Below are 1,169 nucleotides of genomic sequence, written 5' to 3'. Positions count from 1 at the left end.
TGGACGAAGTGGCCGGCCTGGGCGCGGAACTGGCCGGGCGACTGTCGCGGCTGCTCGATACCCTGGAACACCACTGGCAACAGTCCCGTCAAGACGCCAGCGCCCGGGAGTGGCAACAACGCTTTACCCAACTGCTGGACGACCTGTTCGCCCCCGTGGACGAAACCGACCAGGCCCTGGATGCGGGCCTGCGCGACGCCCTCAACGATTGGCTGGCCGCCTGCGCCGAAGCCGATTTCGACAGCTCCCTGCCACTCACCGTGGCCCGCCGCCCCCTGCTCGATGCCCTGAATGCAGAAAGCCTGTCGCAACGATTCATGGCCGGGCGCATCAACGTCTGCACCCTGATGCCCATGCGCGCCATTCCCTTCCGCCATGTCTGCCTGCTCGGCATGAAGGACGGCGAATACCCCCGTCAGCAGCAGCCCATGGATTTCGATCTGATGCGGCAATGGGGCAACTACCGACCCGGCGACCGATCCCGCCGGGATGACGACCGCTACCTGTTTCTGGAAGCCCTGCTCAGCGCCCGCGACAGCCTCTACATCAGCTGGACCGGCCGCAACGTGCGCGACAACAGCGAACGGCCGCCCTCGGTGCTGGTGGCGCAACTGCGCGACCACATCAACCAGCGCTGGCACACCGACCAGGGCGAACCGGTGGATGCGCTCACCGTGGCCCACCCGCTGCAACCGTTCAGCGCCCGCTATTTCTTTAACAGCGACCAGGATGCCGCCAACGATTCGCTACATACTTACGCCAACGAATGGCGCGCCCTCCACGATGGCCAGGCACCCACTGTCAGCAACGACCAACCGCTGCCGCCACTGGACACCGACGAGCCGATTACCTGCGCCGCCCTGGGCCGTTTTCTCAAACAACCGGTGGCGCACTTTTTCGAGCAACGGCTGAAGGCCCACCTGAAACAGCAACGCCAGGTACTGGACGACAGCGAACCCTTTTCCTTCGATGGCCTGCAACGTTTCCAGCTTCAGGACCAGTTGCTCAGCGACGCCCTGCGCGCTGGCCCGGAACATGCTGGCGAGGCCATGACCGAGGCCATGGGTCGTCTGGCCGGCAGCGGCGACCTGCCCCTGGCACCCTTCGATGAAGGCAGCCGCGACAGCCTGCTGATGCCTCTGGCGCAGCCACTGGAACAGTACTTTGCC

At 65.2% G+C, this 1,169-nt stretch carries 1 pseudogene; it reads left to right on the top strand.

The annotated features are described in order from the left end of the window. Nucleotides 1–1,169: pseudogene (locus A3730_RS23075) on the top strand (exodeoxyribonuclease V subunit gamma); the annotation flags it as partial.

Source organism: Alcanivorax sp. HI0044 (assembly GCF_001634945.1).
Note: the sequence above shows the minus strand (reverse complement) of the source record. Positions and strands in the feature narration are given on the sequence as shown.